The sequence below is a fragment of the Pseudomonas sp. BIGb0164 genome (assembly GCF_024810135.1).
Taxonomy (GTDB): domain Bacteria; phylum Pseudomonadota; class Gammaproteobacteria; order Pseudomonadales; family Pseudomonadaceae; genus Aquipseudomonas.
The window spans coordinates 394,930-421,907 of record NZ_JANUEA010000002.1; the positions used below are offsets into that span (position 1 = coordinate 394,930).

At 62.3% G+C, this 26,978-nt stretch carries 18 protein-coding genes; 5 read left to right on the forward strand and 13 right to left on the reverse strand.

Translation table 11 applies throughout. From position 1 onward, the window contains the following. Positions 1-31: 31 nt before the first annotated feature. Positions 32-4,840, forward strand: a complete 4,809-nt coding sequence (locus M2394_RS05750) for an NEL-type E3 ubiquitin ligase domain-containing protein (RefSeq protein ID WP_259171870.1) — start codon at positions 32-34, stop codon at positions 4,838-4,840. Between the two features lie 12 nt (positions 4,841-4,852). On the opposite strand, the gene M2394_RS05755 is transcribed toward M2394_RS05750, so the two are convergent. The 5 genes from M2394_RS05755 to M2394_RS05775 all read right to left on the reverse strand — a co-directional run bounded on the left by M2394_RS05755 (position 4,853) and on the right by M2394_RS05775 (position 10,577). Then, a complete protein-coding gene (locus M2394_RS05755) occupies positions 4,853-6,082 on the reverse strand; it encodes a hypothetical protein (RefSeq protein ID WP_405046556.1) in 1,230 nt (409 codons plus the stop codon). Positions 6,083-6,120: 38 nt separating this feature from the next. Further along, complete coding sequence (locus M2394_RS05760; RefSeq protein WP_259171872.1) at positions 6,121-6,603, reverse strand: fimbrial protein; 483 nt, start codon at positions 6,601-6,603, stop codon at positions 6,121-6,123. A 29-nt stretch (positions 6,604-6,632) separates the two neighbouring features. Continuing rightward, positions 6,633-7,373, reverse strand: a complete 741-nt coding sequence (locus tag M2394_RS05765; protein WP_259171873.1) for a molecular chaperone — start codon at positions 7,371-7,373, stop codon at positions 6,633-6,635. Positions 7,374-7,445: 72 nt separating this feature from the next. Further along, positions 7,446-9,968 carry a CS1-pili formation C-terminal domain-containing protein gene (locus M2394_RS05770; RefSeq protein ID WP_259171874.1) on the reverse strand — a complete coding sequence of 841 codons (2,523 nt, stop codon included), beginning with the start codon at positions 9,966-9,968 and terminating at the stop codon, positions 7,446-7,448. A gap of 111 nt (positions 9,969-10,079) precedes the next feature. Next, positions 10,080-10,577 carry a CS1 type fimbrial major subunit gene (locus M2394_RS05775; protein WP_178921992.1) on the reverse strand — a complete coding sequence of 166 codons (498 nt, stop codon included), beginning with the start codon at positions 10,575-10,577 and terminating at the stop codon, positions 10,080-10,082. A gap of 477 nt (positions 10,578-11,054) precedes the next feature. Here M2394_RS05775 and M2394_RS05780 point away from each other — a divergent pair, with 477 nt between their 5' ends. Together M2394_RS05780 and M2394_RS05785 are read left to right on the forward strand one after the other, a co-directional pair. Beyond that, positions 11,055-11,576 (forward strand): PadR family transcriptional regulator, encoded by a 522-nt coding sequence (locus M2394_RS05780; protein ID WP_178921990.1) that lies wholly within the window; start codon positions 11,055-11,057, stop codon positions 11,574-11,576. After that, positions 11,573-12,322 carry a siderophore-interacting protein gene (locus tag M2394_RS05785; RefSeq protein ID WP_259171875.1) on the forward strand — a complete coding sequence of 250 codons (750 nt, stop codon included), beginning with the start codon at positions 11,573-11,575 and terminating at the stop codon, positions 12,320-12,322. The genes M2394_RS05780 and M2394_RS05785 overlap by 4 nt, the downstream gene beginning before the upstream one ends. Positions 12,323-12,397: 75 nt before the next feature. Here the strand turns inward: M2394_RS05785 and M2394_RS05790 are convergent, their stop codons facing one another. Beyond that, positions 12,398-13,021: a Pr6Pr family membrane protein gene (locus M2394_RS05790; protein WP_259171876.1), complete on the reverse strand. Its 624-nt coding sequence runs from the start codon at positions 13,019-13,021 to the stop codon at positions 12,398-12,400. A gap of 4 nt (positions 13,022-13,025) precedes the next feature. After that, complete coding sequence (locus M2394_RS05795; protein WP_003188882.1) at positions 13,026-13,259, reverse strand: VF530 family DNA-binding protein; 234 nt, start codon at positions 13,257-13,259, stop codon at positions 13,026-13,028. A 223-nt stretch (positions 13,260-13,482) separates the two neighbouring features. Between M2394_RS05795 and M2394_RS05800 the strand changes: the two genes are divergently transcribed. Next, complete coding sequence (locus M2394_RS05800) at positions 13,483-15,501, forward strand: TonB-dependent receptor (RefSeq protein ID WP_259171877.1); 2,019 nt, start codon at positions 13,483-13,485, stop codon at positions 15,499-15,501. A gap of 376 nt (positions 15,502-15,877) precedes the next feature. After that, positions 15,878-18,295: a glucose/quinate/shikimate family membrane-bound PQQ-dependent dehydrogenase gene (locus M2394_RS05805; RefSeq protein WP_259171878.1), complete on the forward strand. Its 2,418-nt coding sequence runs from the start codon at positions 15,878-15,880 to the stop codon at positions 18,293-18,295. 209 nt (positions 18,296-18,504) lie between these two features. Here M2394_RS05805 and M2394_RS05810 read toward each other — a convergent pair whose 3' ends face one another. From M2394_RS05810 to M2394_RS05835, 6 genes are all read right to left on the reverse strand, one after another. Continuing rightward, positions 18,505-19,728, reverse strand: coding sequence for a hypothetical protein (locus M2394_RS05810; RefSeq protein ID WP_178921980.1), 1,224 nt, complete (start codon positions 19,726-19,728; stop codon positions 18,505-18,507). A gap of 408 nt (positions 19,729-20,136) precedes the next feature. Continuing rightward, positions 20,137-22,473, reverse strand: coding sequence for a bifunctional diguanylate cyclase/phosphodiesterase (locus M2394_RS05815; protein ID WP_178921978.1), 2,337 nt, complete (start codon positions 22,471-22,473; stop codon positions 20,137-20,139). A gap of 1,074 nt (positions 22,474-23,547) precedes the next feature. Continuing rightward, positions 23,548-24,723, reverse strand: coding sequence for a PotD/PotF family extracellular solute-binding protein (locus M2394_RS05820; protein ID WP_178922963.1), 1,176 nt, complete (start codon positions 24,721-24,723; stop codon positions 23,548-23,550). After that, the gene (locus M2394_RS05825) at positions 24,720-25,694 is read right to left on the reverse strand and encodes a GTP-binding protein (protein WP_178922961.1); all 975 of its coding nucleotides are present in this window, start codon (positions 25,692-25,694) and stop codon (positions 24,720-24,722) included. The genes M2394_RS05820 and M2394_RS05825 overlap by 4 nt, the downstream gene beginning before the upstream one ends. Before the next feature lie 117 nt (positions 25,695-25,811). Next, on the reverse strand, positions 25,812-26,105 hold the full coding sequence (locus M2394_RS05830; RefSeq protein WP_178922959.1) for a hypothetical protein: 294 nt from the start codon (positions 26,103-26,105) through the stop codon (positions 25,812-25,814). 13 nt (positions 26,106-26,118) lie between these two features. Further along, on the reverse strand, positions 26,119-26,868 hold the full coding sequence (locus M2394_RS05835; RefSeq protein ID WP_259171879.1) for an SDR family NAD(P)-dependent oxidoreductase: 750 nt from the start codon (positions 26,866-26,868) through the stop codon (positions 26,119-26,121). Positions 26,869-26,978: the final 110 nt, after the last annotated feature.

The window sequence follows — 26,978 nt, forward strand, 5'->3', positions numbered from 1 at the left end:
CAGCCTTGTCCACGACACAAGGTTATCCGTCATGCCCAACGGCCCGAACTACTCCCTGATCAAACGCAACTTGCCCACTTGGCTGGGCACCACGGCCTGGCCTCGGGCCCAGGCGTTGAGATCGGTATCGATGGATCACCTGCCCAGGCTGCTGGGCACGGCCGGTCAGGACCACGCCCTGCTCAAGGCGGCCAACGCCAGGGCCTGGACCTTGCAAAACCGGGTCGACAAACGCCTTGAACACCTGCAGGACCTCTACGCTTTCGCCACGCCCTTGCTCAGCCGAGCGCTGCGCGAACGCTATGGGCTCGACCTCGATGTGCGCGCCACGTACCTGTTCCTGGTGGTCGCCAAGGGCACGCTTCTGGAAGGCAGCACCAGCCGCACCCTGTCGCTGCTGGACGCCGCATTGCAGAACTTCGCCAAGGACGAAACCTTCACCGACAGTTCTCGCTACATCACCCGGCCGGATGCGCGCGGTCACTTCACGATAGAGGCGCACGAGGCGCGGATGAGCATCGCGCACTTCATCGCGCTGTGCCGCGAGCTCGACCTCGGCGCGCACTATGCCCGGCACCTGCGCCAGCACCTGCTCGACGCGCCGGGCCTGCAAGCCGAGGTCATCGCCAGCCAGCAGGCGGCCCTCGACAACGCCGCGCACCTGGCAGTGCTGCAGGGCGATATCCCGCCGGCAACGTTCCAGCTGCTGCAGCGCACGGTCAAGGGTGAACGCGGTGTCATGCAGTTTTATCGGCTGCGCCTGCAAGACACACTGCTGACCGGCATCCTGATGATTGCCGCCGACCTTGACCTGGCCAGGGACGTTACACCGGTGGTGCTGTATATCCCCCATGACCCTCACGGGGCGATCCAGCATTACCCCAGCACCCTGGCGTTTCGCACCACCCTGCTGGAGCGCTTGAAGACCCCGGCCTACCGTGACTTTTTCGCCCAGTTCGTCGACCACGCCGGGCGCGCAACCTTGTTCAGCGGAGTGCAGCAGCGCGCCACCTTTGCCGCCGTGCGTATCGACGGCGACCTGTGGCCACAGCTGTACCAGGCCGCGCTGAATAAAATCCTCAACGACGGCCGCACGCTTGCCGTCTCCACCGCCGACGCCGACCGTCGCGCCCGCTGGGCCTGGTGGGACGCCCTCGGCCAAACCCTGGAAGGCGCACTGAACGTGGCGCTGCTGGTGATCACACCGTTCGTGCCGCTGCTGGGCGAAGCGATGCTGGCCTACACCGCCTACCAGTTGCTCGATGAGCTGGTGGAGGGCGTGGTCGACCTCAGCGAAGGCCAGGCACGCGAGGCCGCCGGGCATTTCGTCGGCGTGGTCAGCGACGTGGTGCAACTGGCGGCGTTCGGCGTCGGCGGCCAACTGGCGCAATCGGCGTTCGTCAACGGCCTGCAGCCCATCGAGGTCAACCGCAAGACGCGTCTGTGGCACCCCGACCCACGCCCTTATCGGCAAACGCTGCAACTGCCTGCCGGGTCCAGTGCCGACGCGCTGGGGCTGCATACCCATGCCGGGCAGAAAATCCTGCCGCTGGACGGCGCGCACTATGCGCTCACGTTCGATGCCGTCAGCGGTGACCACCACATCCAGCACCCCACACGCCCCGACGCGTATGCGCCGCCGATCCGCCACAATGACGGGCCCCGCGCCTGGGGTGACGAGCGGCGCTTGCAGGCACTCGGGCCGTTCGATGCCGCGACCGGGGAACAGATCCTGCGCACCAGCGGCCTCGACCACGGCACCCTGCGCGCCGTGCAAGCCGATGACCAACCGGCACCGCTGCTGGACGACACCCTCAAGCGCATTCGCCTGCACCGGCAAGCCGCCGCGTTGCCGGAAAAACTCCGTGCGGGCGAACCGGTGGACCACGACACCTACTGGAGCCCGCACATCGCCCGCGAACTGCCCGGGTGGCCCGAGGATCACGCGATCCTGGTGTTTGAAAGTGCCGATCTGAGCGGCGACCACCTGCGTTTCGGTGATCACGAAGCCCCCCATACCCTGGCCATCAGCCGCGAGGACTTGAACCTAGGCCGCTTGCCTGAACGCCTGGTAGAGGGGCTCGACCCGCAGCACTTGACCACCCTACTCGACACTCTGCCCGAAGGCCGCGCGGCGCAGGTCGATGCCCTGCGCAACCGTCTCGCCGACCAACTGGCACGGCACCGAGGCGCGATGTTTGCCTACCTCTACCGCCACAGTGAAAACCTCGGCAGTGAACACGGCCTGCGCGTGCGCGAGGCCTGCCCCGACCTGCCAAGGCACCTGGTCGAACACGTCATCGCTCAAGCACGCGCAGATGAACTGGCGATCATGGACACCGAAAAACGCATGCCCCTGCGCCTGAAAAACATCGCCCGTGAACTGCAGGTGCAGGCCCGTGGGGCTCACGCCTTCCAAGGGTTCTACGACCCCGACCTGTTGGGCCCGGCCACCGAACAAATGGTGCTCGACACCTTGCGCCTGTTCAGCGACAGCCTGGCCGACAGCCGAATTGAAGTCCGCCAGCACAGCCCTATCGCCACCCTGCGCGCCAGTGCCGGGCCGCAAGTGGCGAGCCAGAAACGGCTGTTACTGAAAACCGACGGGCGCTACGCGCTGTACGATGGCAACAGCCAACCCTTGCAGCCAGCCAGCGATTTTTTCGACGCCGTGCACCACGCCCTGCCCGCGGCAAAACGCAGCCGCTTTGCCGATGGCCCGGCACTCAAACGTTGGGTGATGGGCAACCTGCTCAGCACCGAATCGCGACGCACAGTACTGGCCGAGCCTGCACCCAAGCCACGCCTGCAGCCCCTGCGACTGCTGCAAAAACCCATGCACGCGGTGCCGTCATGGAGCAGCCGCCTGTTCCCCGGCACACTGGAACAACGGGTGAAGGCGCTTTACCCCTACGCCGAGCAAACGGTCATCGACACCTACCTGGGCAGCCTTGAAGACCCGCTGCAACGGCAACGCTTCGAAGCCCGCGAGATCGAAAAGGCCGAGTTGCAGGAGGACCTGAGCAACTGGATCAACGCCATCCCTGCCGACGAACCACCAGGCCCTGGCCACCAGCGCGCTTACCTGGCCAAGGCATTGCTGCGCACCTGGGAAGAAAACCTCGACGCCGACGACACCGGCGTGCGCCTGAGCCTGCAAAGCGTGCGGCTCACCGGCCTGCTCGGCAACTTGCGCCTGCGCGCCAACTTCGAACATGTGCTGCACCTGGACTTGATCGATGCCCAACTGCTCAACGGCGATATGCGTTTTCTCGACAGTTTCCCGCACCTGATCAGCCTCAGCCTGCGCAACAATCAACTGAGCCAGCTGCCCACCGCCATCACCCGCATGGCCTCGCTCACGCACCTGAGCCTGGAGAACAACCCGATTCAGTGGCAAGCCGACAGCCTGGAACACCTCAGTGGTCTGACCCATTTGCGCCAGGTGTCCCTGGCACACAACCGCCAGCTGACGCAGGCACCGGATATCACCCGCTGGCCGCACCTAGAAGCGTTGTCGCTGCGCAACACGGCGATCAGCAACTGGCCCCCCGGCCTGTTCGAGCGCTCCAGGCCCTGGGGCTTTTACCTGGATGTGCAAAACACTGCGATTCACAGCGTGCCGCATTTCTTGCCCTGGCAACCCCAGGCCGAACTGCTCGCAAGGGCCCGCCTGGACCGCAATCACCTGAGCCTGGAGGCCGAACAACGCCTGGTGAGTTATCGCCTGGAAGCCGGCCTGGACCCTTATCGCAGCTACCCGCCAAAAGGCGATGTCGGGTTCTGGCTGGAGCAGGAACAACCGCACCACCATCCCTGGCTGCGGGCGTTGTGGAACGACGTGGAGGCGGAACACGGCTCCCAGGGCTTTTTTGAGGTCATCAAGAGCCTGGAGCCCTCAGCGTTTTTTGAAGAGGACCAGGATGCCGCGCTGTACGAGCAGGGCCGCAGCGACCTGACCGACAAGGTCTGGCGCATGCTGCTGGCCATGGAAGCCGATAGCGACCTGCGGGTGCGGCTGTTCCAGATGGCGAGCAACCCGGTGACCTGCGCTGATGCCGGGGCGCATATCTTCAATGCCATGGGCCTGGAGGTGCAGTTGGTGGAAATCGACCGCGACCTGCGCGGCCAGTTGCGCGAGCTTAAATTGGCCCACCTGGCGCGGGGCAAGTCCCGCCTCGACCGTCTCAACCGAGCGGCCCAGGCCGATATCCGCCAGCGCATCAAACCCCGGCAAGACGGCGGCCAGGGCCTGCGTTTCAGCACTGACGTGATCGACGGCGTACCGGGTACGGTGGATGAGGTGGAGGTGTACCTTGCCTATCACACCGGTTTGAAAAGCCGCCTGAAACTGCCGTGGGTGACCCCTTACATGCACTACCGCAGCACGGCCGACGTGGGCCCCACCCACCTCAACAGCGCATTCGACACGGTCATGCGCGCAGAGGCCCATGACGGGCTGGTGGAAGGCATGCTGGCGCAGCCGTTCTGGGACCGCTACCTGCGCACCACCCATGCCGGACGGTTCCAGGCCAGCCTGGCCCGTGCCAATGAGCTGATCGACCCCCTCGACGACTTGCTGTTTGCCCAGAACCAATGGGCCAACGCCGACGCTGCAGAACGCGAGCGCCTCAAGCCTCGCCTGCAGGCGCTGGCGGACGCCCTCAACGTGCCGCACGCCGAGGTGCTCAGCGGCCAGCCGATGAGCGCCGAGACGTACGAGCGCCTGCTCGCGGCAGGGTTTACCGAGGAGGTGCCCAGTGAACATGACCTCGCCCGCCAACTGACGCGCGATGTGCTGCAGCGTTTGACCGCGTACGAGAGCAGCAGCGCCGATTGAACCAGGGATGCACTACACCTCCGAATCCCACACCACCGTGACCGTGCCGTGATAGGTACTGCCTGGATGTTCCAGCATCTGCGCGACCCCATCTGCCTTGACCTCAAAATGCAGGGTCGAGGGTTTGCGGTCGACGTATCGCGCGGGCTGGAACAACTCGGTGCCGCTGCCATCCAGGGTCAGGGGTAAACGGTTGACCGGGCGCCCGGCAGCGTCACTGAGCCCAGCGGGCAACGTGACGGCGACATCCAATGGCACCTGGTGGCCAGAGGCGTTGCGCAGGCTGCAAGTATTGCCCATGGGTTCGCCACACTCCAGGTTCATCTTGAACTGCGAGCTGGCCCAGAGGTTGACGGTCTGGTCGCGGAACAGGCGGCTGGGCTTGCGCCCGTTTTGCAACCAGGCCTGCCAGCCGCCCTGGGGTTCGAGCCGGATGTGGTTGCCGCCGGGTGGTACCTCCACTTTCAGGACATGATCAACGTCCAGAATAAAATTAAGTGTCGCAATATTGTCGTGGGGCAGGACGTTGTCACCCAGATCGAAATCCATACCGGGGCCGACTGTGTAGGTCTGGCTGCCGCGATAAATGCCTGCCGACATGGCCAGCGGGTTCGGCGTGCGCAATTCGTAGCCGAAATGCACATAGCGATACTCGAACCTGGGCAAATCAAACAATGCCTGCGTGGCGCACGCTCCCGCATTCTCCGGTACTAGCCAAAACCAGATCACATAGTAACTGTTCCCGTTAAGCCCTCCGGAGGCTACGCAGGGTGCTGGCGCGCTGCTCCAACGGCCGGCACTCCATAAATTCCAGTAATTGCCGCCACCCGTGATGACTTGCACGTCACCATAATGGTCGGCACGCCCGCCGATCCCGGATATCCGGATTTCCAACTCGGCGCTGTTGCCTTGTTCGTTGGTGACCGTAACCCTGCGCCATTCCGATGGCACCTTTAAATACGCACCTTGACGAGGATCGGCGTGGTGGGCGGCCACGGGCCCACCTGTGGTTTGCGGAAACGAGCCCAACGGTAAATTGAGGCTAAACAAACCTCGCGGGGTGCAATACCCAACAAAGTGTTCGCAATAGCCACTACTGGGGGTCGTGTTCTTGAAGCGATTGACCTGCGGGTTGGCAGGGTCCGGGCGAAACTCAGCACGAACCTCTACGGTGCCCGCAATGACGGAGGAACAGAACAGGGCGAAGATGAAAAAAGCCAACCCTCGATACAGAAAATGCATCATTGCGTATAAACCTTTCATTGTTGAAACGCTTGTCGTCAAGGCGCCACTGCATCGAACACCATATGCACCGTGCCGAAATAATTGCCGGGGCGATAATCGTCATCGGGCTTGATCGCGGCGACCTCCAGGGCGACCCGTTTACCCGGCCGCGCGTCCGCCATTGTCACCACTTCAGATTGGGCAAGGCCCAGTTCGACGTCATTGAAGGTCACACGCAAGTCCACTCGGTCAGTGCCGTTGAACAGGTACGCCTCCTGATCCAGTCGTGCCCCGATGGCACCCCCGACGTTTTTCACATCGAACGCCGCACGCAAGGTGGCCAGCTGCGAGCTGACCGGGTTGTAGGCCAGCACCTGCTCACGCTGCACCAGTTGCGGGTCCACTGGTAGCACGTAGAAGTCAGCGGTGGGGATGGTCACGGACACCTCGAAGGTCTCGCGCTCGACGGCCGCTTCCACCTCGGCAATCGAGAGCCCCAACAGGATGATCACCATCACCAGCACGATAAACTTGTACATAGGTTCACCTTTCGCGATAGGCCAGAGACTCACCCCTTGACCTCGACTTTCCTGGTTTCGCCGCCTTCGATCAGGCTGAAGCGGTATTCACGCCCCGGCTGCTTGTCGAACCCGTAGGAATGGCCGGCGCGGATGTGATGACGCAGCGTTGGTCGGCATTCCTGCGGCGAAGCGGCGGCGCAGTCCTTGAACTCGTCGATCACCACCACGCTGTTGCCGTTGTTGTTGAGGGTATAGCGCGTGCCGTCGTCCTTGATCGCGGTATCGAATCGGGTGTCTTTGGGCCGCACGAAAAATACCGTGCCGTAGCCGGCCAGCACGCGCACGCCGGCTGCCAGGCTGTCCTTGTAGTCGGCGCGTTCTTCGTCGGTAACGGCAAAGTCGTCCTCGGCCTGGGGCACCACCGGCACAAAACGCACGCGGAAGTAACGCTCCTTGTCACGGTTGCCCATGAACAGCAAACGCGTGCCCTGGGTGCCGTTGGCCGGCACGATCAGGCGCGCGGGGCTGGCCATCAAACCGTCGCGGGCGGCGGCACCCGCCTGGTTTTGCAGGGGCACCTCACGGTAGGTGCCATCTTCGTCGTAGATCATTTCGAGGATATTGACCTTGACGAAGGCCGTGGACGTGCCGCCGTTGAACACCCGTTTCATGTAGGTACTTTTGTCACCGACGAGGTAGTCATACACCACCCCCACATTAATCTGCGGGCCAGCCAGGGCTCCGAGGGGAAACAGCAACAGCGCGTACAGCATCAATAGACGTTTCATTGACTCAACCTCTGGTTCATGACGAGAAGACGACGGCCTCGCGTCGCTTCGCGGTTTTGCAAAAACGACAGTTCAACCCGCCGTCGCCAAAATGCTGGTGTTTTCTGCCAAGGTGTCCGGCGTACAACGCAGGTCACCGATCAACAGCACATCGCTTTCCCGTCGCGCCGTGTCCGGGTCAAGACGGAATCGACAGAGCAACTGGTTGGCATGGCGCACCTCCAGGGTCGGCGCGCCGGCGTTCATTTCCATCGAGAAAAAACCATCCACTTCACTCACCGCGCGGCTGGCGTGATTGACCACATGGTGGCCTTTGAGCGGTGCACCGGTTTCATCGATCAGGCGCCCGAGCACCGTCACGGTTTTCATCACGCTGATCTTGCGGTACGCCACCCCGCCCTTGTTCAGGTGGTAGTTGCTGCGCGCCGGCTGGATGCTGGCGGCCGGTGGGTGGTTACCGTCGAAGTCGAAGGCCAGGGTGCTGCTCTTGTAGGCGGTGATCGGCACGAAGTTGCGCCCCGGTCGCAGGCGTGAACTGCCGCCAGTGAGGTCGTCGGCACGCAGGCTGATGTCGTCGAGGTCGGTGTCCACATCGACGATCATCCCCGCCCCGCCGCCCTGGGGTTGGCTGCTGAGGACCGCGGCGCTGCCACCGACGGCCACGGTACTGGCCAGGTTCAACCCACCGGACAGGCGACCGTTGAACGAGGACCGTTGCACGTAAGTGTCGCCGTAGAGCGCGTCACTCTGGAAGCTCGCACGGCCCGACAGGCCCACGCCGTAGGTGTCGGCAATCGCGGTGCCCGAAACGCTTTGCAGCAGGTGGTCGTCGAGGGTCTTGGTGTAGGTGAGCGAGCCGTTGTGATCGCGGCTGCCGTCGCGTGCGGTACGGGTGCCGATGCTGGCGGCCCACTGCTCGCGCGGTGAGCCAAGGGCCACGCTGACGCTGAGGTCGATGCCACGGTTGCGGTTGTCGCCGGTGCTGGCAGTGGCGGGCCGATCGAACAACGACAGGCGCCAGTTGGCGTCGCTGCCCAACAAGGTGCCGCGCTCGGTCCACCCCACATCCAGGCCGAAACCTTGAAGGTTGCCCTGGCTGTAGGCCAGCCGCGAGTTGATCGAGCTCTTGTTGCTCAAGCGATGGTTGAACGATAGCGAAGTGTTGCTGGCCTGGCCGATGAACACGTTGCGCTGGCGGATGCGTGTACCGTCGGGCAGCAGCTCGTAGGTGCGCGTGGTGTCGAGCCAACTGCGGTTATGGCTGAACACCACACTGCCAACGCCATAGCTGTACAGGGTTTGCAGGTCCACGCCGGTGCCGTGGTCCTGGGTCTGGTAAAGGTTGGCATAGAGGCTGAGGCTGTTGCCCAGGGTCCAGTCGATGGAGGTGCCGTACTGCATTTGTTCGCGCACCTTGCGGGTCGAGACGCCAAGGATCACCCGGGGGTGCGCCAGGTAGTTGAGGCCGGCGCCATAGGTCATGAAGCCGCTGGACTGCTCGTCCCAGTTGCTCAGCAGCTTGGTCTCTTGCCCGATGAAGGTGTTGTAGCGCCAGCGCTCGTCGGCATTGCGCCAGTTGTTGGGTTTGTAGATGAGCTCCTGGGTGGTGGAGGTGGTGAGGCCGTCTTCGATCAGGCGCACTTCCACTTCGTAGATGCCACCGGGCAGGGGCCGGGTGTCAAGGGTTTGCAGGCCGGCGGCGACCGGTTGGGTATTGATCAGCAGGCCGGCACGGTAGATCTCCACCGAGGCCTGGCGGCTGGCAGTGACGTACACCGGGTACACGCTGGGCTTGGGATTGTTGATCAGCAGGCTGTCGGAGCTGCCGTACATGAGCCCCACCGCCGTGTCGGGGTTGGCGCCAAAGGTACGGATCTGCCGGGTAAGACCGTTGGCACCCGGAGTGAAATAACCCAGGCGTACGAAGTTGCCCTCCAGTTCGCGCTGGGTGTAGAGCTCGTGCATGGCGTGGTACAGCGTGGTGTCGGTGCCGCCCACGCGGGACAACTGCAGGTTCATCGCCTGGGTCCAGTTGCCAAGGCTGGAGCTGGCCTCAAGGCCGAAACGCCCGCCAACTTCCTCGTTCTGGCCACCGGTGAGGTTGAGTTGGTTATTGACGATCAGACCGAGGCTGCCGGACTCAGGCTGGTCATAAAACTGTTTGACGTGCGCGTTGCGCTCGACGTTTTCGGTGAGGATGGAAACCTGGGAATTTTCCAAGTTGTAGTGAATGGCCAACAGTTGCTGCGGACAACTTTGCTGGCAACTGCCCAATGGCATGCCAGATTGCAGAAGTTGCTCCCAGGTGGCACGCGTGCTGGCCGATACCGGGCTGTCGCCGATATCGTTGAACTCCAGCAGGGTAATGCGATCATCGCGACTCAATACAATCATGGCTTCGCCAAGAAACTGTTGGTCCAGTTCAACTCGTACGGCCAGTGGCACATCAAAAAAGTGCTGTTCAAAATCATCCGGCAGGCCTTGGGACTGGGACAACAGGTTGCCCGGCGAAGTATGGGGCGCCACCGGTGCGGCCAGGGCACTGGCGCACAGCAACAGCGCAAGCGCGCCCGCAATTGGCGTCATCGAAAACATGGACGGAATACTCGTCAGTACGGACTGAACCAGGCCGGCGTTCAGGGAGGAAAATGCCGGCCTGTCCTTTCAAGCCCCTTGGTCATGGCGACCAAGGGGATGACACCAGCGTTACGGGGTAACGCGCGGCACAGCGTCGAAGATCACTGTGTAGCTGGCGGTGTAGAGGCCGTTCTGAGTGTCGGCCGGGCGGGCCGGGGTGATCACCAGGTCGGCCTGGGTGCCTGGAGTGGATTGAGGGTCATCGACCACTTCCTGCGGGGTGGCAGTGAGGGTGACGCCATTGAAGGTGTTGGTCAGGGCAATGCTGTCCGAACCGTTATAGAGCGCAGCGGAAGTCGGGCCGCCTTCGATGTAGGCATGCACCGAACCGTCGGTGTTTTTCACATCGAAGGTTGCCCGCAGCGAACTGAGTTCACCGCTGACAGGGTTGTAGCTCATGGTTTCGTCTTTACCGAAGTTCGGGTCCCGAGGCTGTGTATGGAACTGCTTGGTCGGAATGTTGGCCCTGATGTTGATCGACGAACGCGCATCATCGGCAGCCATTGCCAGGGGGGAGCTCAGGGCGACCGCAACAAACGGGACCGCAGTGGCAAGTTTCTTGAACATGGTTGATACCTGTCATCTAAAAGGGGTTCTTAGAAGCGTTGAAAAACACCGTGTTTTTCCAACTATTTGCATTGCAAACCGGAGGCTTGTTCAACGCCAGGCAAGTATCGAGTTCAAAAAAATGAAAGTAAGCCAGTTGCTTCCATTTATGGCGTAGCCATAGATCATTACAACACTGAGGAAAAAGATAGCACTTTGCCAAAACTTAAAAAGTAGCCGTAAGACACACCCTACATGTTAATTAATGAGAATGTTTTAGTGCCGAATATATCCGTAAGAATAGGATTACACCCATTAAAAAACAATATTGTTTGCACGGCCAAAACAACTTGATAACTCACTTGAGTCGTTACTCTAGAACACAGGTTGCTGACCTTGTGGCGTCGTTCGCGGAGGTTGACCGCCTGTCGGAAGCGCTTGCATGCCTTTTAAGATATATCTTACGTTATATCTAGACACACACAGAGGCGCCTACCCATGCGAGACCATCCTCACCAGCGCGACGGCTTTGACCCGCGCGCCGGCCGCGGTCGCGGCCCCCGGGTATTTGCACCCGGCGATCTGAAACTGCTGCTGCCGGCGCTGATCGCCGAGCAGCCCTGCCACGGCTATGACCTGATCCGCCGCATCGAAAGCCTGTTCGACGGCGCCTACACCCCCAGCCCCGGCGTGATCTACCCCACGCTGACCTTCCTGGAAGAAAGCGACTTGATCCAGGGCGACGCCGAAGGCGGAAAAAAACGCTACACAATCACCGATGCCGGTCGTCTCTTCTTAAGCGAGCAACAGGTGGCCCTGGACGGCGTGCGCATGCGCATCGATGTGAGCAAACGCTCGTTGCGCGGCCATGACCGGCCGCCGGAAATCCACGAGGCGGTGCACAACCTGCGTCATGCCCTGCACTCGCACCACGGGCGCTGGAGCCCGGAAGAAATCGTTCGTGTCGCGGCGCTGCTCAATCGCACCGCTCAAGCCATTGCCGACGGGAAAGACCAATGAATACGCAAGTCATCCACCGCGTGACCCACGAAATCAAACGCCGCCGCCTCGAAGTCCTGCGGGTGGTCGACATCACCCCACGCATGCGCCGCATCACCCTGGGCGGGCCGGAACTGGCGGGGTTTGTCAGCCTGGGCAGCGACGATCACATCAAGCTGCTGTTCCCGCAGAACGCCGAGGAACAGGCCGCCCTGGAAAGCCCGACCTTCACCATCAAGGGCGACGGCCCACAACCGCCGATGCGCGACTACACGCCCCGGCGTTTCGACCTGAGCATCGGCGAGCTGGACATCGACTTCGTGCTGCACGGCGATGGCCCTGCGTCCACCTGGGCTGACCAGGTGCAGGTCGGCCAGCACCTGTACATCGGCGGGCCACGGGGTTCGATGATCGTGCCGGATATCTTCGACAGCTACCTGCTGATCGGCGATGAAACCGCCCTGCCCGCCATCGCCCGGCGCCTCGAAGAATTGCCCGCTGGGCGCACTGTATTGGCGGTGATTGAGATCGCCAATGCGGCGGAAAAACAGGCGCTGCGCAGCGCTGCCGATGTGGACGTGATCTGGGTGATTCGCGGTCAGGACGACCTGCTGGACACCGTGCAGAAGCTGACGCTGCCGGGGGGGTCGCTGTACAGCTTCGTGGCCACCGAAACCAAGGTTTCGCGCCAGGTCCGGCGTGTGTTGCTGGACACCCACAAGGTCAATGAGGACTACCTCAAGGCCGTGGGCTACTGGCAGGCCTGACCTCTGACCTGTAGGAGCCGGCTTGCCGGCGATGGCGGTATATCTGACACACCGCGATCGCCGGCAAGCCGGCTCCTACAGTGCAGGTTTTAGAGCTCGATCCAGCCCTACCACCGCCACCGCAATCACCACAAACCCCGCCAAAATCTGCCCGGCATTCACGAACACCTGTGGATAACCCAAGGTGTCCACGTCAATGAACGGGTACTGATACTGCCCGAGCAAATGCCCCCGCAGCAGCACATACGCGAAGTACACCAACGGGTAGAGCACCCAGGCGCCGATGTGCCTGAGCAGCAAGGTGCCCTTGGGCACGCAGCGCCACCAGTAGAGTAAAAACAGCACCGGCATCACGTCGTGGAGCAATTCGTCAGCGATGAACTGGAAGCCTTCGGGCTGCCACAAATGCCGCAGCAACAGGTTGTAGGCCAGGCTCACCACCACGATGCTCACGGCGATGCCACTGCTGGTTTTGGGGGCGAGAAAAAAGCGCTTCGCCGCTGAATCGCGATCCACCAGCGCATAGCTCAACACCACTACCACCAAGGTGTTGGTCAGTACCGTGAAGAAACTGAAAAAGTTGATCAGCCCGCCCAGCAGGCTGGCGCCGCTGGTCCAGCGCGAATAGAAGATCAGGTATTGCTGGATCGCCAACCCCACCCAACCGGCCAGCGCTGCAGCCGCCACGAACCGCTTCATGGGGTCAGTCCAGCGGGCGTTTGGTGCGCATCAGCTTGACGTACAACCCTTCGACCTTCTCCCGCGCCCAAGGGGTCTTGCGCAGGAAGGTCAGGCTCGACTTGATGCTCGGATCGCTCTTGAAGCAGCGAATATCAATGCGCTCGGCCAGCCCCGACCATTCGTAGTGTTCCACCAGGGTGGTGAGCACGTGCTGCAGGGTCACGCCGTGAAGAGGGTCGTTGCTTGTCGCGGTCATGCCGGGCCTTTTGCAATAAGAGGAAATACAGCCGCGCACCTTAGCCGACGGGGCGTACAGGGGGAAGCACCCCATTGAATATAGACCCTTGGGAAAAGTTCCCCTTTTCAGCGAAAAAAGAGATGTTATATTGTAACGATACTTATCAGATTGTTATGAAAAGTAACGCGCTCGAAACCGTTTTAAGCCTTCTCTTTTTGCCGTTTTGCCAAGGAATGTCCCGATGTCCCTCTCCTCCCTGTGGCGCTTGTCCCCGCTTGCCGCCGCCCTGTTGATCAGCTCTCACACCCAGGCCCTGGAACTGCAACCCCAAGTCATCACTGGCAACCCGCTGGGCAGCGAGCAACTCGCCTCGCCGACCACCGTGCTGGAAGGCGATGACCTGACCCTGCAACAAAAAGGCAGCCTCGGCGAAACCCTCAACAAGCAGCCTGGCGTGTCCTCTTCGTACTTCGGCCCGGGCGCCAGCCGCCCGATCATCCGTGGCCAGGACGGCGACCGCATCCGCCTGCTGCGTAACGGCGTGGGTGCGCTGGACGCTTCGTCGTTGTCCTACGACCACGCCGTGCCGCTGGACCCGGTCAACGTCGACCGCATCGAAATCGTGCGCGGCCCGGCGGCCTTGTTGTACGGCGGCAGTGCCATCGGCGGCGTGGTCAACACCTTCGACAACCGCATCCCCACCGAAGCCATCGAAGGCATCCACGGTGCCGGTGAGTTGCGTTACGGCGGCGCCGACACCATCCGCAGCAGCGCCGGCAAACTGGAAGCCGGCAACGGCACCTTCGCCTTGCACCTGGACGCCAACGCGCGGGAATTCAACGACCTGAAAATCCCCGGCTACGCCCGCAGCCGCCATGCGCCCGAGAGCGAAGACGGCCCCGGCAAAAACGGTCGCCTGGGCAACAGCGACGGTCGCCAGGACGGCGGCGCGGTGGGCGGTTCCTACACCTGGGACGACGGTTATGCCGGGCTGTCCTACAGCAACTACGACAGCAACTACGGCTCCCCCGCCGAGCAGGATGTGCGCATCCGCATGAAGCAGGATCACTACGCCTTTGCCTCGGAGATCCGCAACCTGCAAGGCCCGTTCACCGCAGTGAAACTCGACGCCGGCTACACCGACTACGAGCACCGTGAAATCGAAGGCGGCGAAACCGGCACGATCTTCAAGAACAAAGGCTATGAAGCCCGCGTGGAAGCCCGCCACCAACCTATCGGCCCGTTTGATGGCGTGGTCGGCGCCCAGGTGACCCGCAACGAGTTCTCGGCGCTGGGCGAAGAGGCCTTCGTGCCGCAGACCGACACCAATGCTGGTGCGCTGTTTATCCTTGAAGAAATGCAAGCCACCGAGCGCCTGAAGCTCAGCCTGGGCGGGCGCCTGGAACACACCACGGTCGACCCGGATGCCAAGGGCAACGCGCGCTTTGCCGGTGCCGACAAATCGAATGACTTCACCGCCGGCAGCCTGTCGTCGGGCGCGGTCTACACCCTCACGCCGGTCTGGTCCCTGGCCGCGACCCTGGGTTACACCGAGCGCGCGCCAACGTTCTACGAGCTGTACGCCAACGGCGCCCACGTTGCCACCGGCACCTACGAGTTGGGCGATGCCAACCTGTCGAAAGAGAAAGCCGTGTCCAGCGACCTGGCCCTGCGTTTTGACAATGGCACCCACAAGGGCAGCTTTGGCGTGTTCTACAGCCGCTTCTCCAACTACATCGGCTTGCTGGGCACCGGCCGCACGCTGAACGATGAAGGCGAAGAAGACGCCGCAGGCATTCCTGAATACAAATACTCAGGCGTGCGTGCCCGTTTCGCCGGCTTCGAAGCCCAGGATCACTGGAAGCTAGGTGAAAGCGCCTACGGCAAATTTGCCCTGGAGCTGTCGGGCGATTACACCCGCGCCACCAACCTGGACACCGGCGAAGCCTTGCCCCGCATCGCCCCCCTGCGCTTGAACAGCGGGTTGCTGTGGGAGCTGGACCGCTGGCAGGCGCGTATCGACGTGGAACATGCCGCAGGCCAAGGCCGTGTGCCGGATAACGAGAGTGGCACCGACGGCTACACCACGCTGGGGGCGAGCGCGGGGTATCGCTTCAACGTGGGGGGCAGCCAGTGGCTGGCGTTTGTGAACGGTGAAAACCTGACGAACCAGACCGTGCGGTATGCCAGTTCGATCCTGCGCGATATCGCGCCGGCGCCGGGCAGAAGCGTGCAATTTGGCATTCGAACAACCTTCTAACCAAACTGCGGTCCCCCTGTGGGAGCGGGCTTGCTCGCTCCCACATTGGTTTTGCAGCGACGTTCTGTCACTGTTACCAAATCTGAAATGATGCATCTTGCGATTAGCCCTTTCTCTGCGCGCCCTCTCCCTTTATCCTTGCCCGCAACAAACTGAAACGTTTCATCTCCCGGTCGACCCCATCTTGCCGATTATTCCTACTCGTAAAGACAGCGCTGTCTTACACCCCGCTGCGCCTGGGGATAAATCGCCCGCCTGTGGATAACCCCCGCTGTCCCCAGAAAAACCGAATTAACGCTGAACCAAGCCCGCGCCGAATCGTCATCTACAGTGAAGCACGGGGTTACATAATTCCAACGTCACGGAGAAACACACTATGAGCACTGATGGTGCCTCGAGCCCAAGTCGCCTGCTGCCCAGGCTGCTAGGCGTCTTGCTGCTGATCATGGGCCTGGCCTTGCTGGCGGGCGGCGTCAAGCTGAGCATGCTCGGCGGGTCGCTGTACTACCTGCTGGCCGGTCTCGGCATCGCCCTCACCGGCCTTTTGCTGCTGGCCAGCCACCGCGCTGCGCTGGGCGTGTACGCGCTTGTGCTGTTTGCCAGCACCGTGTGGGCACTGTGGGAAGTCGGCCTGGACTGGTGGCAGTTGGTGCCGCGCCTGGCACTGCTGTTCGCCCTAGGCATCGTCATGTTGCTGCCGTGGTTCCGCCGTCCGTTGCTGCGCCCCCAAGCTGCACCACTGGGCACCGGCGCGCTGAGCATCGCCGTGGTATTGGCCGGTGCGACCGCCCTGGCCAGCCAATTCACCAACCCGGGTGAAATGGTCAAGACCGGCCAACTGGACCGCGACGCCGTGCCGGGCATGGCCAGCGCCGCACCGACCCAGGCCGATGGCGACTGGAACGCCTACGGCCGTTCGGCCCATGGTGATCGTTACTCGCCGCTGGCGCAGATCACCCCGCAAAACGTCGGCAAACTGGTGCCAGCCTGGACCTACCGCACCGGCGACATCCCAGGCCCTAACGACCCGGGCGAGACCACGGCGGAAAACACCCCGTTGAAGGTCAACGGCATGCTCTACGTGTGCACCCCGCACAGCCAAGTGATTGCCCTGGACCCGGACACCGGCAAGGAAATCTGGCGTTTCGACCCGAAGATCACCACCCAAGGTGCGCAGAACTTCAAAGGCTGGGCGCACATGACCTGCCGTGGCGTGTCGTATCACGATGATGCAGCGTACGCCTCCGAGCAAAGCCCAACCGGCTCGGCAAGCGCCACGCCTGTCAGCGCCGTGTGCCCGAAACGCATCTTCGTGCCGACGGCCGACACCCGCTTGATCGCCCTGGACGCCGACACCGGCAAGATGTGCGAAGACTTCGGTGACAAAGGCCAGGTCGACCTGCGTGCCAACATTGGCAGCTTCGCCCCGGGCGGTTACTACTCCACCTCGCCACCGGCCGTGACCAAGAACCTGGTGGTGATCGGCGGCCACGTGACCGACAACGTCTCCACCGACGAGCCGAGCGGCGTGATCCGCGCGTTCGACGTGCACACCGGCAAGCTGGTGTGGAACTGGGACAGCGGCAACCCGGACGACACCACTCCGTTGGCCGAGGGCAAGACCTACACCCGCAACTCGCCGAACATGTGGTCCATGTTCGCCGTGGATGAAAAACTCGGCACGCTGTACCTGCCGATGGGCAACCAGATGCCCGACCAATACGGTGGCGACCGTACCCCGGACTCCGAGAAGTACAGCGCCGGCCTGACCGCCCTGGACATCGACACCGGCCATGTGAAATGGACCTTCCAGTTCACCCACCATGACCTGTGGGACATGGACGTGGGCGGCCAGCCAACCCTGATCGACATCAAGACCGCTGACGGCGTCAAGCAAGCGGTCATGGCCTCGACCAAGCAAGGCAGCATCTACGTGCTGGACCGTACCAACGGCCAACCGGTGGTGCCGATCAACGAAATTCCTGTACCGCAAGGCGCAGTGGCCGGCGATCACACCTCCCCGACCCAACCGAAGTCCGACCTGAACTTCATGCCGCCGCCGTTGAAAGAGCGCGACATGTGGGGCGTGACCCCGTTCGACCAACTGATCTGCCGGATCGACTTCAAGTCGATGCGCTATGACGGCCCGTTCACCCCGCCATCGCTGCAAGGCTCGATCGTTTACCCGGGTAACTTTGGTGTGTTCGACTGGGGCGGTATTTCCGTCGACCCGGTTCGCCAGATCGCGTTCGTGAACCCGAGCTACATGGCGTTCAAATCGAAACTGATCCCGGCGGCCGACATCGCCAAACAAGGGCCTCGCGTGAGCGAAACCGAAGGTGTGCAGCCGAACAAAGGCGCGCCGTACGGTGTGATCCTCGAAGCGCTGCTGTCGCCGATGGGCCTGCCGTGCCAGGCACCAGCCTGGGGTTATGTGGCAGCGGTCGACCTGACCACCCACCAGACCATCTGGATGCACAAGAACGGCACCGTGCGCGACAGCTCGCCGGTTCCGATCCCGCTGACCATGGGCGTGCCTAGCCTGGGTGGTACGTTCACCACCGCCGGTGGCGTGGCATTCCTCAGCGGCACCCTGGACCAGTACCTGCGTGCCTACGACGTGAAAAATGGCAAGCAACTGTGGGAAGGCCGCCTGCCTGCCGGCGCGCAAACCACCCCGATGACCTACACCGGCAAGGACGGCAAGCAATACGTGCTGGTCATGGCCGGCGGTCACGGCTCCCTCGGCACCAAGCAGGGTGACTACGTGATGGCGTTCAAACTGCCGGATTAAGCCTCGCTGGCGGTAATAAAAAGGCGGCTACCTGATGAAGGTAGCCGCCTTTTTTCATGCCCGATGCAGATCAAATGTAGGAGCTGGCTTGCCAGCGATGGCGGTGTATCAGGAACAAACGCAATCACTGACCTACCGCTATCGCCGGCAGGCCGGCTCCTACAAGGTGATGTGCAGGTCATGTTGCCTGGGTCAACGCTTCGATCCGGCTAGAAGTAGTAGCCGATGTTCACGTTGGTGCGGAAGTACCACTCATTGCTGCCCGACGAGGTGGTGGAGGTCCAACCGGTGCCGTTCTCCGCGCCGCCATAGGGGTTGGCGTTCTTGCCCCAGGTCAGGTCCAGCCAGGTGATGATCGGCCCCGCCATCAGCTTCACGCCCAGGGTGTCCATCTGCGAGCTGTTCCATTGCGCCTGGTCTTTGTGCAGCACGCTGTAGTCGTTGTAGAACTTGACGCTCTTGACCTTGCCCAACTGCGGCGTGTCCACGGTGTAGCCGATGTTCAGCAACCCGACATCACCCTTGGCCGCCACCAGGTAGGCCGGGCTTGCCGCGTTGGCGCCCATCAACACACTGGCGTCGCTCACGCCCTCAGGGTTCTGCAGGTTGTACTGGTAGCGAATGCCCATCAACTGGGCGCTCCAGGGCCCCTTGCTCAAGGTGGTGTGAGCGGCCGCAGCCCAGTAGGTGCCGTTGCGATCGGTGGTGCCGTTATAGACCTGGGAGCCGGCCAGCGACACGCCGGATTCATTCTTCCAACCATCGCTGCCCCACGACCGCGCCAGGCGCAGGTCGAGCTGGTTGCGCTTTTCATTGTCCTGGCCGTGCAGGCTGGCCAGTGCGTTGTCCTTGAGGTCGCTGTAGGTGCCGACTTCCGGTGTGTAGCGCCGGTCGGCGGGGATCATGCGCGGAAAGAACGCCGCCTGCAGGTTCCAGTCGCCCAACGGGTGGCTGTATTTCAGGCCCGGCGCCGCGCTGTCGGCATAGCCCAGGAAGTACGGGATATGAAACGTCCAGCCGTTTTCCGGGTAGGGGTAAATGCCAAACGGCTTGTAGACGATGCCCAGTTGCAGGTCATCGCCGTCCTGGAATTTGTAGCCCACCAGGGCGTGCTCGATCGAACGCCGGTTGCGGTCCTGGAAGGTGTAGCCGCCGTCCAGGTAAAACTGATCCCACTTGCCCTTGACCTCAAAACGGGCAATGTCGAACAGCAAGCGCGCCGGGTCATTGCTGCTGGTTTTCCAGTCTTCGTAGCGATGGTTGAGCCGAATCGAGCCGCCAAAATCCAGGGACTTGGCCCCGTCGTCACTGGCCCAACTCAGGTGCCCGAACGGTTTGGGCGACGGGGTATCGTCCGCCGCCAGTGACGCAGTGCAAAACACGGTGGCACTCACCAGCAACATCAGGCGCACAGGCCATTCAACTCGTGACATAGCGGTTTTCTCCGGACGATAGAGCGCCTTAAAGGTGGGCAGCAGAGCGCCTACCCTTGGCATGAAAGGGTTATGGATTAGGGGTGCACCGCCTGCGAGCGTCCTGCGTTCTTGCGGCACAACTATATGGCGTACACACTGCTTTAATGAGTGTGATCCGTCATCGGCGTGTTGTGCAAAGGGTGAGCCAAGTAGGATTAACTTTTATTTAATAGAAATAAATATATAAATATCAATTAGTTATTTAAATGATTAAAAATCAACCAAAGTATTTTAGTGCAACCGCAAGTAACACAATGAAGCGCTTACGCTCTATTTGCACCTCAAACAGGCCACTACAACGAAAAACGCCCGAAGCAGCGCATCGGGCGTTTTGAAGTGGCTGTTGGCGGAGGATGAAACAGTTTTCTAGATGGGCACCCGCTCGCGGCGCATCCACATCTCGAACGCCATGGCATTCAATGGCCGGCTGATCAGGTAGCCCTGGGCGGTGTCGCACTTCCACTGCTTGAGCAGCTTCAGGCTGGGTTCGAACTCGACGCCTTCGGCCACCACCTTGAGCCCCAGGTTGTGGCTCATTTCGATGGTGGAACGCACGATCACCCCGTCGCCGGTGGTGCTGTCGAGGTTGCGCACGAACGACTGGTCGATCTTCAACTCTTGCACCGGCAGGCGCTGCAATTGCGCGAGGGAGGAATAGCCGGTACCGAAGTCATCTACCGACAGGCTGATGCCACAGCCACGCAGCTGTTCCAACACACTGAGGGCCTGTTGCGGGTTGTGCATGATGGCGCTTTCGGTGATCTCGAAAATCAGTTGCTGGGCCATGACGCCGTATTGCATCAGCAGTGCAGTGACACGCACCGCCAGGTCATCGTCGGCCAGGTCATCCACCGAAATATTCACCGACAGCTGGATATGCATGCCCCGCTGCCCCCACTCGGCGATCTGCCGGATGGCTTCCTCGATCACCCACTGGGTCAGGCTGCGCATGCTGCCGGTGCGCTCAGCCAGCGGGATGAATTCGGCGGGCGACACCAGGCCCAGCGTGGGGTGTTGCCAGCGCAGCAGGGCTTCGGCCTGGCGCACATGGCCGTGCTTCAAATCGAGCTTGGGCTGGTAGCACAGGTAAAGCTCACCTTCGAGGGCGGCGCGGCGCAGGTCGCGAATCAAGGTGATCTGGCGCTGGTGCGCGAGGTCGCGGTCCTGTTGATAAATCTGCAAATAACCAGGCAAGGTCGCCGCATCATGCCGGGCGATGGCGGCGCGGCTGATCAGCTCTTCCACTTGCTGGCCATCGGCGGGGTAAGCGGCGATGCCGATGCTCACTTCATGGCGCAGCTCATCATTGCCGATGCGCTGGGGCTCGGTGAGCAAGCTGTAGAGGCGGTCAGCACGGGCCACGGCGCGATCGATCTCGGTGTTTTCCAGCAACAGCAAAAACTCGCTGCCGGCGATGCGCGCGGCGGTATCGCTGGCCAGCAGGCTCATGGACAGACAGCGGCTGGCCTCACGCAGCATTTCTTCCACACCCTGGGGGCCGAAGCCTTCGTTGATCACCCGGTAGTTTTCAATACCCAGGTACAGCAGCACCACCGGGCGGCCCGCGCTGATCGCACTGCCCAGGCGCTCCATGGCCAGGGCGCGGTTGGGCAACCCGGTCAACGGGTCATGCAGGGCGTTGTGCGCCAACTGCCGCTCGCGCACGGCGATACCACTTTGCATGGCATTGAAAGCCCGGGCTAGCAGGCCGAACTCATCATGGCTGCGCACCCGCACCGGCGTCCGATAGTCACCGGCGCCAATGCGCTCGGCCGCGTCCACCAAGGCATTGAGCGGGCGCGAGACCCGCCGCGCCAAAAACAATGCCCCCGCCAAGGACACCAACAACACCGCCAGCGCTATGCCCAGGAATTGCCGGTCCAGCGGCGCAAAGGATTCCAGCGCGTGGTCCAGCGGGCTTTGCAGCAGCACCCGCACTTCGTCGCCATCGCCGGTATTGGCCAGCGGCAACACCTGGCTGAGCACGCGCTGCCCGTAGAACAGATTGATCTGCGGCTCCGGGTTCAGGTGCGCATCGCGCAAGGTACTGATGATGGTGGCCTGGTAGGCGTCAGGCTGGGTGCTGAACAGCGGACCGGGACGACCGTCCTGCACACTGAGGAAGGACACTTCCAGGTTGCTCATGGAGCGCAATTCGCTGGCAAACAGCTTGTCCATGGGAAAGCCCATGATCACCCGGGCGATGGGCATCGGGTCGAGCACTTCGTCCTGCACCAGCAAGTACGGGCGGCCGTCCATGGCCACGATCAGCATCTGCAGGCCGCTGCGCCGCGCCTTGCGCAACGCGTCTTCATAGGGGAACGCATCGCCGCGTGTGAGCATCGGCAAGGTGCTGACCACCACTTTGCCGTCGAGGCCCAACACAAACACTTCGCTGGAACGGATACCGGTGCCATGCCGACGCAGCGCCGCGAGTATCGGCACGGTCTTGCCCTCGGCCACGGCTTGCTTGAAAGGCCCATCGACGGTGAGCCAATCGAGCCCGTATTGCAGGCGACGGCCACGCAGGTCCAGCAGGCGCTCGAACACCTGGCTGCCGGTTTTCAATTGGACTTGGGCCTGATTCTCCACGGCGCGGCCGGTGGCGGCCTTGACCGCGAAGTAGGTGGCAGCCACCACCACCAGCAGCAACAGCGCCAGCACCCCGGCAATGCGGGTTTGGAACGTGTGGCGCCACCTCATTGCAGTGCCCTCTGGTAGCGTGCGCTTGTCTCTGCCACTACGTCCCTTTGTCATAGGCCTCCCTGGCGACTGCTGACCTGGCGTCAAAAAAACATCCATTTTTATTGGATATTTGGTTTGAGCAGATTAGCTGGGACTTGGGCTAAGTGCACCCAATAAAACCGGGGAATGTTGTGGCGGTTTTTTGGCGACAATGGGTTGGCTGGGGGCTTGCTTTGGGTACATATCCGTTATTTGAGTAACGGCGGCTTACGGTTCCGCCCTTACGGCGGGTCACTTTTGGAAAGAGCCCAAAAGTAACCAAAAGGCTCTTGCCCCAACACTCGGCACCTCGCTTAGGCTCGGTGTACCCGTAATCCGACAGTGATTTGGGGGGCCGCCGCCACGCGCCATCCATGGCGCGGGGCGGCTAAGCCGGCGTACTGCCGGCTTACCCCCCAAATCCCTGCCGAATTCCGGCCAGCGTGTTTGACGGGGCGCCTAAGATCAAAATCAAGATCAAAAGCACAGCGACCTGACAGCCGGCTTGAGTGGTGTGGAGCAAAGGCAAAGGCAAACGCGGTCCACTGTAGGAGCCGGCTTGTCGAATCGTCGCACCGCGGCGATGGTCGTTAACGATGGCGCAAAAAATCAGGCAGAACGCGGAGCCCCACTGTGGGAGCTGGCTTGCCTGCGATGGCATCGATTGGGTGTGCCTGATATATCGAGGTGTTTGCATCGCAGGCAAGCCAGCTCCCACAGTTGACCCGGGCCGACAGTTAGATACCGGTCGGCTACCAGGCCGCCGCGTCTGCTTTTGATTTTGATCTTAGGCGCCCCGTTAAACACGCTGGCCGAACGCAGGCTTGAATCCGTGGGTAACCCGGCAGGACGCCGGGTTAGCCGCCCCGCGCCATGGATGGCGCGTGGCGGCGGCCCACGGATTTAAGCCTTCGTTCGGGCATGCCGAGCCTAGGCGAGGCACCGAGTGTTGGGGCGAAGGCCTTTTGCTTACTTTTGGGCCTTTCCAAAAGTGAGCCGCTGTAAGAGCGGAACCATAAGTAGCCGTTACCTAAATAACGGATATGTACTCAGTCAAACACAGCGCGCCCGCATAAAATCCCCCCACCGCCGCACCAAGTAGTTGTGCTCATCCATCACCGAATTCCACACCGCAATATGCCCCATGCGCTGCTCATAAGACCCCCCATCACGCACGTCGCCCATGTCGATCAACGGCAAACCATCGCTACCCAGCAGTTCCTCCCGTGCAGGCAATCCGGCATACCAGTAATCCCACTCGGCACTGCTAAGGTGATCACGGCTGCGCGCCGGGTTACCGATGTAATACCCCTGGCGCGCCATCACCGCTCCAGGCCAACCCGACAACCACCAATTGAGGTAGGCATACGCCGCATCCAGCACCGGCCCCTGCGCATGGCGTGACAACGACAACCCGCCGAACCACGCGCGATAACCTTCACGCGGCACCGCCAAGCGGTATTTCACGCCCGCGCGATGCAGGCGCATCAAGGTCGGCGACCACAGGCTCTGGATATCGATGGTCGGGCTGAGCATCAATTGCGCCGCCTCTTCATCATCCGACCAGAACGCCGCAAAGTGCCCTTCCCTCTGCTTGCGCACCAGAATGTCGGCGAGCACGTCGATCTCTTCGATGCTCATGTTGCCGATGTCCTTGAACTGCGCCAGCCCCGCGCCCTGCACCGCCAGCGCGGCGTCCAGGGCACCGATGGCGGCGTCGCTCTGCAGGGCGGTGCGGGCGCTCCAGGCCGGGTCCAGCAACCACCCCCAACTTTCGTTGCCGTGGCAGAACCCGTCGGGCAAGCGCTCGGGGCGGTAGGCAAAACTGTCGGCGTTGTGGGTCAGGGGCAGCATGCTGATGCGCTCGGTCACGGTGCTGCCGAGGCTGCCGTCATGCTGCACGAACAGGCGCTCGCTCGGTACGCTGCCACTGCCCAGGCGATCATCGGCCGACAGGCGCCCGCGCTTGGGCAGGTCGTTGATTTCATGCCACAGCGCGATACGCCGCGTGTCGATCGGCTGGATCGCCCGCGCCGGCCACACGAAGTCGACGTTGTGAAACCACTGGTCGTAGAGGTCGTAGCTGTCGGGCTGCATCACCGCGATGCGCTGGGCCTGCTCTACATCGTGCACCTGATACACCAGGCGAATGCCCAGGTCTTGCTCGGCCCGCACGCGCAGGCATTCGAGCAGGGTCACTGAGGTGCCGAGGACGCGTAAGGTGATCATGCTGCAAACCGCCGCGAGAACACGTCGAAGGAGCGGCGCAACAGCGCCGGGTCCAGGCCGCGCAGGATAAACACCAGGCGCGACTGGCGGTCGCTGCCCGGCCACGCAGGCAGGTGGACCGGGGCATGCAGACAGTGCTGCACGCCATGAATGACGATGGGGGCCGAGCTTGCGTTCACGTTGAGCAGTCCTTTGACGCGAAGGATTCGTTCGCCATGGCATCTTAACAGCATCGACAGCCACACCCCGAAGCCGACCCAGTCCAGTGGCTGATCGAAGCTCAGGCAGCACACTTGGGCAGCGCCGTGAGTCGCGACAGTGGGTTGATGCAGTTGCCAGCGGCCAACCTCGACGGCCGGCTCGGCGCTGCGCAACCCTTCACCGAGCAGCAGTTGATCGCCGCTGTGGATAGCGTGGGTATCGAGGATCGGCGTACCCGCGTTGAGCGCCTGCAAATGCGCACGCAGCGGCGCGCAATCGCCGGCCAAGTCGGTCTTGCTCAGCAACAGGCGGTCGGCGGCCGCAACCTGGGCCAGCCACTCCGGGTGCAGGCGCTCTTGCAAGGTCGCGTGGCTGGCGTCGACCAGGGTAATCACCAGGCCGATGTGGAAACGCCCGCGCAATTGCACGTCGTTGTTCAAGGTGGCAAGGATCGGCGCCGGGTCGGCCAGGCCGGTGGTCTCCAGGATCACCCGCTTGAACGCCGGGATTTCACCGCGCTCACGGCGCTGCAACAGACCGAGCAGTGCGTCTTTCAGCTCGCCACGGATCGAACAGCACACGCAGCCGCTGGGCAGCAGCACGGTGTCGGGCGCCACCTCTTCCACCAGCAGGTGGTCGATACCGACGTCGCCGAATTCGTTGATCAGCAGCGCGGTGTCGCCCAGGCTCTCGCCTTGCAGCAGGCGCTTGAGCAAGGTGGTCTTGCCGCTGCCGAGGAAACCGGTGATGACATTCAGAGCCATGCTCATCAATGTTTTCCTTTGTGGCGAGGGAGCTTGCTCCCGCTGGGCTGCGAAGCGGCCCCAAAAGCTTGGGAGCGCTGCGCACTCCAGCGGGAGCAAGCTCCCTCGCCACAGGGGTTGGGTTTAGTGTTCAAGATGGTTGAGCAACTTAGGGTCGAGCGGGTCCAACGGACGGCCGAGCATGTTTTCGGCGGCCTGCCACAGTGGGTCCAGGCCACTCGCCAGTTCTTGCTTACCGGTAGCGCCCAACAACAGGTAGGACGCGCCCTGGAAGTCTTCGACCTTGAGCCGGAACACCGCCAACACCTGGTTGATCGCCGCGATCCGGCGCAGGCGCTCGCGGCGCCTTGGCACTTCATCGCCCAGGGGGTCGCTCCAGTGCAGGTCTTCGCCAAGCAATCCGCAGAGTCCGCACATGGCTACACCTCGTTCATGGCATGACATCGCCGGAGTTCGGGCCCAGGGTCTGGCCGACGAACAAATTACCGCCCGGTTCGCTGGCGAGCAGCATGGCGGTGGGCGCCACTTCATCAGCCAGACCGAAGCGGCCCAGGGGCAGTTCCTTGGCCTTGGCGCGCTTCCAGTCGTCGCTGATCCCGCCCACCAGCGGCGTTTCAATCGGGCCAGGGGCGATGGCATTGACCAGCACGTTGTCCTTGGCCACTTCCAGGGCGAGGGATTTGGTGAAACCGATCACACCGGCCTTGGCCGCCGCGTAGTGGGTAAGCTCGGCACCGCCCTTGATACCCAGTTGCGACGCCACGTTGATGATGCGCCCCCAACGCTGCGCCAGCATGTGTGGCAAGGCGCGCTGGCTGGCGACGAACACGCTGGTGAGGTCGACGCGCAGCATGTCGTTCCACATCTCGATGGTCAGGTCGACACAGCGCGCCTGGGTGAGCATGCCGGCGTTGTTGACCAGAATGTCGATGCCACCGAAGTGTTCGACGCAACGGTCCACACCCGCCTGGGCGCCTTCGACGGTGCCGACGTCCGCCAGGCACTCGACCACCTCGGCGCCGAGGTTGCGGCAGGTGATCGCCGTTTCGGCGAGGCTCGCGGCGTTGCGGTCGGCCAGCAGCAGGCGCGCGCCTTCGGCGGCGTAGGCACGGGCGATGGCGGCACCGATGCCGCTGCCGGCGCCGGTGATGACGGCGCGGCGGTTAATCAGTTGGTTCATACAAAAAACTCCTCAGACAAAACACCGATCCATTGTGGGAGCTGGCTTGCCTGCGATAGCGGTGGGTCAGCAGCACATGTATTCACTGAACCACCGCCATCGCAGGCAAG

Bases quoted from the DNA above. Each gene is read 5' to 3' on its own strand.
- M2394_RS05750 (WP_259171870.1), top strand. From the start codon at position 32: ATGCCCAACGGCCCGAACTACTCCCTGATCAAACGCAACTTGCCCACT.
- M2394_RS05755 (WP_405046556.1), bottom strand. From the start codon at position 6,082: ATGCATTTTCTGTATCGAGGGTTGGCTTTTTTCATCTTCGCCCTGTTC.
- M2394_RS05760 (WP_259171872.1), bottom strand. From the start codon at position 6,603: ATGTACAAGTTTATCGTGCTGGTGATGGTGATCATCCTGTTGGGGCTC.
- M2394_RS05765 (WP_259171873.1), bottom strand. From the start codon at position 7,373: ATGAAACGTCTATTGATGCTGTACGCGCTGTTGCTGTTTCCCCTCGGA.
- M2394_RS05770 (WP_259171874.1), bottom strand. From the start codon at position 9,968: ATGTTTTCGATGACGCCAATTGCGGGCGCGCTTGCGCTGTTGCTGTGC.
- M2394_RS05775 (WP_178921992.1), bottom strand. From the start codon at position 10,577: ATGTTCAAGAAACTTGCCACTGCGGTCCCGTTTGTTGCGGTCGCCCTG.
- M2394_RS05780 (WP_178921990.1), top strand. From the start codon at position 11,055: ATGCGAGACCATCCTCACCAGCGCGACGGCTTTGACCCGCGCGCCGGC.
- M2394_RS05785 (WP_259171875.1), top strand. From the start codon at position 11,573: ATGAATACGCAAGTCATCCACCGCGTGACCCACGAAATCAAACGCCGC.
- M2394_RS05790 (WP_259171876.1), bottom strand. From the start codon at position 13,021: ATGAAGCGGTTCGTGGCGGCTGCAGCGCTGGCCGGTTGGGTGGGGTTG.
- M2394_RS05795 (WP_003188882.1), bottom strand. From the start codon at position 13,259: ATGACCGCGACAAGCAACGACCCTCTTCACGGCGTGACCCTGCAGCAC.
- M2394_RS05800 (WP_259171877.1), top strand. From the start codon at position 13,483: ATGTCCCTCTCCTCCCTGTGGCGCTTGTCCCCGCTTGCCGCCGCCCTG.
- M2394_RS05805 (WP_259171878.1), top strand. From the start codon at position 15,878: ATGAGCACTGATGGTGCCTCGAGCCCAAGTCGCCTGCTGCCCAGGCTG.
- M2394_RS05810 (WP_178921980.1), bottom strand. From the start codon at position 19,728: ATGTCACGAGTTGAATGGCCTGTGCGCCTGATGTTGCTGGTGAGTGCC.
- M2394_RS05815 (WP_178921978.1), bottom strand. From the start codon at position 22,473: ATGAGGTGGCGCCACACGTTCCAAACCCGCATTGCCGGGGTGCTGGCG.
- M2394_RS05820 (WP_178922963.1), bottom strand. From the start codon at position 24,723: ATGATCACCTTACGCGTCCTCGGCACCTCAGTGACCCTGCTCGAATGC.
- M2394_RS05825 (WP_178922961.1), bottom strand. From the start codon at position 25,694: ATGAGCATGGCTCTGAATGTCATCACCGGTTTCCTCGGCAGCGGCAAG.
- M2394_RS05830 (WP_178922959.1), bottom strand. From the start codon at position 26,105: ATGTGCGGACTCTGCGGATTGCTTGGCGAAGACCTGCACTGGAGCGAC.
- M2394_RS05835 (WP_259171879.1), bottom strand. From the start codon at position 26,868: ATGAACCAACTGATTAACCGCCGCGCCGTCATCACCGGCGCCGGCAGC.